General features: G+C 67.6%; 8 protein-coding genes. 1 reads left to right on the plus strand and 7 read right to left on the minus strand.

Translation table 11 applies throughout. The annotated features are described in order from the left end of the window. Positions 1 to 180: 180 nt before the first annotated feature. Genes VL52_RS25125 through VL52_RS22350 form a run of 3 tightly spaced genes read right to left on the minus strand, consistent with a single transcriptional unit; the run spans position 181 to position 2,635 of the window. Positions 181 to 471, minus strand: a complete 291-nt coding sequence (locus tag VL52_RS25125) for a hypothetical protein (protein WP_046159109.1) — start codon at positions 469 to 471, stop codon at positions 181 to 183. Then, complete coding sequence (locus VL52_RS22345) at positions 468 to 2,189, minus strand: chloride channel protein (RefSeq protein WP_046159110.1); 1,722 nt, start codon at positions 2,187 to 2,189, stop codon at positions 468 to 470. Before VL52_RS22345 ends, VL52_RS25125 begins: the two co-directional genes overlap by 4 nt. Next, positions 2,186 to 2,635, minus strand: a complete 450-nt coding sequence (locus VL52_RS22350; protein ID WP_046159111.1) for a MarR family winged helix-turn-helix transcriptional regulator — start codon at positions 2,633 to 2,635, stop codon at positions 2,186 to 2,188. The genes VL52_RS22345 and VL52_RS22350 overlap by 4 nt, the downstream gene beginning before the upstream one ends. A gap of 130 nt (positions 2,636 to 2,765) precedes the next feature. On the opposite strand from VL52_RS22350, the gene VL52_RS22355 reads away from it, so the two are divergent. Continuing rightward, the gene (locus VL52_RS22355) at positions 2,766 to 3,854 is read left to right on the plus strand and encodes an HPP family protein (RefSeq protein WP_046159112.1); all 1,089 of its coding nucleotides are present in this window, start codon (positions 2,766 to 2,768) and stop codon (positions 3,852 to 3,854) included. 23 nt (positions 3,855 to 3,877) lie between these two features. Here VL52_RS22355 and VL52_RS22360 read toward each other — a convergent pair whose 3' ends face one another. The 4 genes from VL52_RS22360 to VL52_RS22370 all read right to left on the minus strand — a co-directional run. Further along, positions 3,878 to 4,477 carry a c-type cytochrome gene (locus VL52_RS22360; RefSeq protein WP_144410379.1) on the minus strand — a complete coding sequence of 200 codons (600 nt, stop codon included), beginning with the start codon at positions 4,475 to 4,477 and terminating at the stop codon, positions 3,878 to 3,880. 12 nt (positions 4,478 to 4,489) lie between these two features. Next, a complete protein-coding gene (locus tag VL52_RS22365) occupies positions 4,490 to 5,794 on the minus strand; it encodes a hypothetical protein (protein ID WP_052717507.1) in 1,305 nt (434 codons plus the stop codon). 134 nt (positions 5,795 to 5,928) lie between these two features. Beyond that, a complete protein-coding gene (locus VL52_RS24260; RefSeq protein ID WP_144410380.1) occupies positions 5,929 to 6,315 on the minus strand; it encodes an integrase core domain-containing protein in 387 nt (128 codons plus the stop codon). 18 nt (positions 6,316 to 6,333) lie between these two features. Then, the coding region (locus VL52_RS22370; RefSeq protein ID WP_046159115.1) for a methyl-accepting chemotaxis protein at positions 6,334 to 7,349 on the minus strand (1,016 nt) is incomplete at its 5' end.

Below are 7,349 nucleotides of genomic sequence, written 5' to 3' on the forward strand. Positions count from 1 at the left end.
GACGCGCGGCCGGAAGCCGTCGCCTGGGCCACCCGCGCGGTCTTCGCCGTGTCCGCCCTGCTGATGGCCGCCGCGCTCCTCGCGCTCCTCGCGCTGCGGCGCGGACGGCGGGCCGGGCTCGCGCCGCTTGAACGCGGGCCATCCCGGCGCCCGCGCCATTTTGGCCTTATCCGGCCGGCGCTATCCGAACCAGCGCGCGCGCCAGCCGGCATCGCCCGCCAGCCGCTCCAGATTGTCGGGGCTGGGGCGAAGACAGGGACGCGCGCCCCAGGCGCGGGCGAATGAGGCCTCGGCCGGAGTGAAATACGCCGTCAGCTCGCACTGCAGCCGCCCGTCCGTCTCCCTGAGCAACAACAGCGCCTGCCCGTCGACAGCCGGCCGCGCGGCGAAGTCGGCCAGCAGGTCGTCCAGCAGCGGCTGGGCGCACAGGCCGTCGCCCAGCGGCAGCGAAAACCACTCGCCGCCGCTCACCGCAGGCGCTCCCTGACCGTTTCCTCATGCAGCAGCACATGGCTGTTGGCCAGCAGATCGCGCAGCGACACCACGCCGATCAGCCGCATGCTATCCGGGCCGTCCACCACCGGCAGGCGGCTGAACCCCAGCTGCGCCATCCGTCCGGCGGCGTGGCGGGCGCTCATGCCGGCCAGCAACACCTGGGACGGCGACAAGGGTTCGGACCAGATGACGCAGGGCTGCCGGCTGGCCTCCGCCCCCTGCAGCCTTCTGCGCAGCAGCAAGCCCACCACCCTGCCGTCGCGCAGCACCGGATAGCCGTTGTGGCCGCGCGGACCGAAGAATGTCCCCCAGGCGTCCGCCGCCGGCGTCGCGCCGTCTATCGCCACGGCCTCGCGCGTCATCACGTCCGCCACCTGCAGCCGCTCCAGCGGATCGACGCTGTATTCCCGGTGGATGTGCAGGCCGCGGCGGGCTATTTTCTCGGTCATGATCGAGCGCTTCAGCGCCAGCGCCGTCACGCCGCAGGCGACCACGGTGGTCAGCGTCAGCGGCAGCAGCGCCGAACCGTCGCCGGTCAGGCCGAACGCGAACACGATGGCGGTGATGGGCGCGCCCAGCACGCTGCCCAACACTCCGGCCATGCAGGCCAGCGCCCACAACTCCGGCGAGCCGCCCGGCAACGCCGGCGCCAGCGCCGCGCCCAGGCCGGCCCCCAGCATCAGCAGCGGCGCCAGCACCCCGCCCGAAGTACCGGAGCCCAAGGCCAGCAGCCAGACCACGGCCTTCACCGCCAGCAGGGCCAGCGCCGCCTCCAGCAGCAGCCGGTTGTTCAGCAGGTCTCCGATCACGTCGTAGCCCACGCCCAGCGCGCGCGGCTGCAGCCAGCCGCCGATGCCGACGACCAGGCCGCCCAGCGCCGGCCACCACATCCAGTGCAGCCGCAGCTTGCCGAAACCATCCTCCACCCGGTACAAGCCCCAGGTCAGCAAGGCCGCCAGACCGCCGCAGGCCAGCCCGGCCAACAGGCAGGAGCCCAGCGCCGCCAGCGTGGCGGGCGGGGTATGCAGCGGAAACAACGGCCCGGCGGCGAAACACAACGTGCGCAGGAAGCCGGCGCAAGCGCAGGCCAGCGCCACCGGCAGCAGGCTGCGCGGACGCAGTTCGAACAACAGCAGCCCCACCGCCAGCAGCACCGCCGCCACCGGCGTGCCGAACACGGCGGTCATCCCGGCGCAGGCGCCGGCCACCAGCAGCGTCTTGCGCTCCGCCGCGGTCAGATGCAGACGCTGCGCCAGCAGCGAGCCCAGCGAGCCGCCGGTCATGATGATCGGGCCTTCCGCGCCGAACGGCCCGCCGCTGCCGATGACGATGCCGGATGACAAGGGCTTGAGCAACGCCACCTTGGGCGACATCCGGCTCTGGCCGAACAGGATGGCTTCCATCGCTTCCGGAATGCCGTGGCCGCGGATCTTGTCGCTGCCGTAGCGCGCGATCAGGCCCACCAGCAGGCCGCCCGCCACCGGCGCGGCGATCGCCCACGGCCCCAGCGCGTGTCCGGCCGGCGCGCGCTCGGCCAGCGACAGGGTCTGGTAATAGAACAGATTGGTGCACAGGCGGATCAGGTCCAGCAGGACCACCGCGGCGGCGGCGCTGACCGCGCCGATCAGCAAGGCCATGCCGGACATCGGCAGCAGCCGCCGGTCCACCGAGTAATCGCGTCTCGCCGCGTTCATCGTCCGCCGTCCCCATCATTGAAGGCGGTGATGCGCGACACCCGGAACACGTCGCGCAGCGAGCGCAGCTCCGCCTCGTGCCGCGCCGCCAGCCGCGCGAGAAAGCCCTCGCCGGCCGCGGTCAGATGCACCTCCACCTGGCGGCGGTCATGCTCGCTCTTGCGCCGCGCCGCCAGGCCCTGCTCCTCGCAACGGGTCAGCAACGCCACCGCGCCGTGATGCTGGATCTGCAGCCGCTCGGCCAGCTCGCCCACCGTCGCCCAATCACGGCCCGGCACGCCGCGCACGTGCAGCAACAGCAGGTATTGCTGCGGCGTCAGTCCCTCCGCCCGGGCCGCGTTCTCGCTGAAGTGCAGGAAGCGCCGCAACTGGTAGCGGAATTCCGACAACGCTTCATACTGCCGCTTGTCCATGCCGGCGGCCGGCTCGGCGACTTGCTCCATCATGTCTGATCTCGAATATATATATCACAACATGATATTTATACTTGAGCCCGGCGGGCTCGGCAATATACATCACAATATGATATATATTCGGCCACCCCCACCACGCCGGAACGCTCCCGGCAGCCGCGCAATGGAAAACCTGCATCGACAATTGCGCGCCTGGCTGCGCGGCTTCTGGCCGCAGGCCATCGTCACCAGCCGACGCGATCGGCTGGCCGGCAGCCTGGGCGCGGCTTTCGGCCTGATCGCCACCGCCTGGGTCTGCCACCGCGCGCTGGGCGAGCCCAACCCGTGGTTCATCGCGCCGATGGGCGCTTCCGCGGTGCTGCTGTTCGCCGTGCCCGCCAGCCCGCTGGCCCAGCCCTGGTCCCTCATCGGCGGCAATCTGTGCGCCGCGCTGGTCGGCGTCAGCTGCGCCCGGCTGATAGGCGACCCGGCCCTCGCCGCCGGCATCGCGGCGGCCATCGCCATCGCGCTGATGTTTCCGCTGCGCTGCCTGCACCCGCCCAGCGGCGCGGTGGCGCTGACCGCGGTGCTGGGCGGGCCTGCCGTAACCCGATTGGGCTACGGCTTCGTCTGGCACCCGGTGCTGCTCAACTCGCTGCTGCTATTGGCGGCGGCGCTGCTGTTCAACCGCCTGGCCGGCCGGCGCTATCCGCACAAGCAGCCCGCCGCGCCCGCTCCCACGCCGAGCGAGCGCGTCGGCGTCAGCCGCGCCGACCTGCACGCCGCGCTGGCCGAGCGCGGCGAGGTGGTCGACATCAGCGAGGACGATCTGGAGGACATTCTGCAGCGGGCCGAGGAAAGATCGCACCAGCGCCGCTTCGGCGCGCTGCGCTGCGCCGACTTCATGGTGAGCGAGGTGCTGAGCGTCGCCGCGGCCGCCAGCAGCGACAAGGCGCTGGCCCTGCTGCGCGACCACCGTTTCGACGCCCTGCCGGTCACCTCGTCCGACGGCAGGCTGCTGGGCGAGATCAGCCTGCGCGAGCTGCTGGCCGCGGCGGGCATGCATCCCCCGCCGCTCGTCGGCCAGTTGATGGACACCAGCCCGCACACCTCGCGCCCGGACGATCCGATCGAGCGGCTGATCCACCCGTTCGCCGACCGCGGCGTGGCGCACAGCATGGTGGTGGACGGCGAGGGACGCCTGCTGGGCCTGGTGGCGCAGGGCGACCTGATCGCGGCGCTGTTCCGCGAGCAACTGGAGCGGCCCGCCTGAGCGGCCGGGCCAGGCTGGCTGGCTTACAAGCCTTGCAAGTAGGCGGCCAGACTGTTCAGCTCCTCTTCGTTCAGACCATGGACGATAGCCTGCATCGATACCGCCGCGGGTCGCTGGCTGGTGGAAAAAACATGCAGTTGCTTGAGCAGGTAGGCCGCATGCTGGCCGGCCAGCCGCGGCGCCTGTTCGGTGCCTTCGGCCCGGGGGCCGTGACAGGCGAAACAGGCGGGCACGCTGTCGCCCTTGCCGCGCAAGAAGATCTCTTTGCCGACCGCAGGCCTGGCCGCGTCGCCGGCAGCGTAATTGGGCTTGGGCGTCTGCGCGGCGAAATATCCGGCCACGCCGGCGATTTCCGCGTCGCTCAGCCCGCCCGCCACGCCCCACATGTAGTCGTGGGCCGCCTGATCGCTACGGCTCTGTTCCCGGAACAGTTTCAATTGCTGCCCCAGATAGGCCGCTTGCTGCCCGGCTATCCGCGGAAACAGCGGCGAGACGCTGTTTCCGTCCGCGCCGTGGCAATTGGCGCACCAGGTCCGCGCCAGCGCTTCCGGGTCCCTGTCCGCCTGTGCGGACCCCGCCAGCAGCAGCGCGCCAAATAGACCCATCATCCATATCGTTTTCACGGCATCCTCCCGTCAGAAGGCAACCCAGGTGTAAAGGTAGGTGATGTTGTTGTTGCGGGCGTTGCGGCCATTGCCGTCGTAATTGGAGACGGCGCCCTGGTATTTGAGGAAGCCGGTGTACTGCAAGCCGACCCGCCAATTGGGTTTGATCATGTAATTGAGCTCGGCGATGTAGCCGCTGGTGTTGGGACTGCCGGTGACGGGATAAGCCAGATTATCTGCTGAGCCGGTTTCGGAAAAGTAGCCCAGCGTCAGGCCGTAGATGCGCTGATACCAGTAACTGCCCTTGAGCCGGAAGGTATTGAGGCCGCTGCCGGCGTTCTGCACGCTGGCGCCGACCAGGGAAGCGTCCCAGTCGGTCCGCTCATGGATGTAGGACGCTTGCGCGGTGAATACATGCGGATCGGACAGGTACTGATACTGGGCGTCCAGCCCGGTGTCTCGGTAGTGGCTTGTCGGCGAGCCAGGATCGGTCGGATCGACATGGACGCGGGCATCCAGGCCGAAGGTGCCCGCCTCGATCGAATGCTCGCCCCAGTCATGGCTGTAGGCGAAGCGCCAATACGGGTTGGTGCCGTCCAGACGGTTCGACACGTCGACGCCGCTCTTGAATAGCGAAGTGGCGCCCTTGGCCACCCGATATCCCCCCACCTCGAAATACCAGGCCTTGTTCAGGAAAGCGTAGGCGCTGAGGCCGACAGTCTGCTGCGCCAGCCCGCCCTCTATCAACGTGGCCGGAGGCGCGATGCCCCAGGCGCCTGCCAGGTGGCTGCTTTGATAGGGATAGCTGAAAGCCGGCGAGGAGTTCCAGACATCCTGGACGGTAGGATTGTTGTTGAGCGTCAGCCCATAGATCAGGTCCAGATCGCTTTTGGCGATATGGTCGGTCAGCCGCCAGTCATTGTTATCCACCGCTGTATGGCCGGAAAAATCCTGGGTGCCGGAATTCTGGTTCAACGCGTTAAAGGTCCATTGCGAGAACATGCCCACGTGATCGCCCAGCTTGCCCGCCACGAACAGGCTGCCGCCCTCTACCACGCCGTCGTTTTGCCTGGGATACGCGCCGTCATTGCCCTGGGTGCTGCCCACATGGGAAACGGAGGCCTGGGCCATCGCCGCCAGCGGAAACAGCTTGGTGGTGCCCAGCGTGTAGCCGGACAGCTTGAACAGCCTGCCGTAAGGCGTCAGCTCCGGATAACTGACGTGGCAAGCGATGCAGGCCTCCCCGGTCTGCCTGGCATAGCTGGGCAGCGCCAGCGCCGAGGTGGAACACAGCAGCAGCATGGATGCCGCCAAGACCCGAACCACTTTCAGCATGCAAACTGATCGCATTTGGCGCTCCCCGGAGTTGTGCCGGCAATACCTCAGTTATAGAGATGAAAGGACTTCCTCCTAATGGATCATTGGATGAAATTGATCCATGCCAAGCAAGAGATGCCCGCGAGGCTGACTCAATAGCGGGATGCATTCTGATCTATCCCCGCCAACCATATCCTCAATCTGGAGAGCAGCCTTTGGTCTGCACGGTTGTGGAATGGGTTGATTTGTAGGGTTGCTGCTTTTTCTTGTCGATAATGCACAGCGCACACCACCGGCGGTATCCGGCAAATCGATCCGAGGAAGAGAACCTGATTGTAATCGTCGTGCCAGGCGGCCATAACCTGCCGCGCCTCAGCCAAACAATCGAATACATGTTCGTTCAGGCATTCCTCGCGAAACCTGGCGTTGAGGCTTTCTACATAACTTTTCCGCATCGGACGGCTAGAGATGCCGGGTTTACGGCATATGCAACGATAGGCGAAGATGGCGCCGCCATTCGATCCCACACCGAACGACACCAGCCAGCGCCTGCTCGATCAGACCGCCTGGGGATGAACCAGACGCCTCAGATCCATCGACAACCCGGCCAGTTGCGACGCCGTTTGCAGGGTCTGGGTCGAGCTGGTTTCAGTCTCTTGCGTCGCCTGCGCCACCTCGGACACGGCGGTTCGCACCTGGTCGGCCGCGGTGGCCTGCTGCTTGGTCGACAGTTCGATCTCGCGCACCGCCTCGGTGGTGGTGCTGACCAGATCGGCGATCTGCTTGAAAGCCGTGGCCACTTCTGCGAACTGGCGCGCCCCGAGATCGACGGCCTTGGCCCCGCTCTCGGTGGCCATCACCGTGGTGTTGACCGCGCCGCGCACATCGTCGATCTGGGTGCGGATGCCCTTGGTGGACGCCGCGACCCGGTCAGCCAGCTTGCGGATCTCCTCCGCCACCACGGCGAAGCGGCGCCCCGCCTCGCCGGCGCCGCTGGCTTCGATGGTGGCGTTGATGGCCAGGATATTGGTCTGCTCCGCCAGCTCGGACACGATGTCGAGCACCGCGCCTATCTCCTGCGATTTGCGGCCAAGATCAAGCATATGGCTGACCACCAAGTCGGTCTGGCGGCGGATGCCGCCGATGGCCTCCTGGCCTCTTTCCACGGTGCCCACCCCGCTGCGCGCCGCCGCCGCCGTCTGCTCGGCGATCTGCGCCACCCGCTGGGCGCTCTCGGCGATCTGGCGCGAAGTCACGCCCAGCTCGCTGATGGTGGTGCTGATCTCGCTCATCGCGCTGGCCTGCTCCCTGGCCCCGGAGGCCTGCTGGGTGGCGGCGGCCTGCAACTCCGCCGATGAACTTTGCACATGCCCCACCGCGACTCCCAGCCGTTCCGTCAGCGAACGGGTAATGGAAATACCGGCGCCAATCACGAACAGCAGGCACAGGATGGTGCCGACGACGATGGTCATCTTGGCGCTGCCTGAGGTGGCGTCCGCGTCCGCCTCGCGCTTCCTCAGCAGCTCGCGCTCATCGCGGCTGATCTGGTCGCACACGGCGCGCAAGGCATCCA

The sequence above is a fragment of the Chromobacterium vaccinii genome, from assembly GCF_000971335.1.
GTDB lineage: Bacteria > Pseudomonadota > Gammaproteobacteria > Burkholderiales > Chromobacteriaceae > Chromobacterium > Chromobacterium vaccinii.

What these genes read in the sequence shown, in the direction of transcription:
- VL52_RS22355 (WP_046159112.1), top strand. Translation starts at nt 2,766, where the DNA reads ATGGAAAACCTGCATCGACAATTGCGCGCCTGGCTGCGCGGCTTCTGG.
- VL52_RS22345 (WP_046159110.1), bottom strand. Translation starts at nt 2,189, where the DNA reads ATGAACGCGGCGAGACGCGATTACTCGGTGGACCGGCGGCTGCTGCCG.
- VL52_RS22350 (WP_046159111.1), bottom strand. Translation starts at nt 2,635, where the DNA reads ATGATGGAGCAAGTCGCCGAGCCGGCCGCCGGCATGGACAAGCGGCAG.
- VL52_RS22365 (WP_052717507.1), bottom strand. Translation starts at nt 5,794, where the DNA reads ATGCTGAAAGTGGTTCGGGTCTTGGCGGCATCCATGCTGCTGCTGTGT.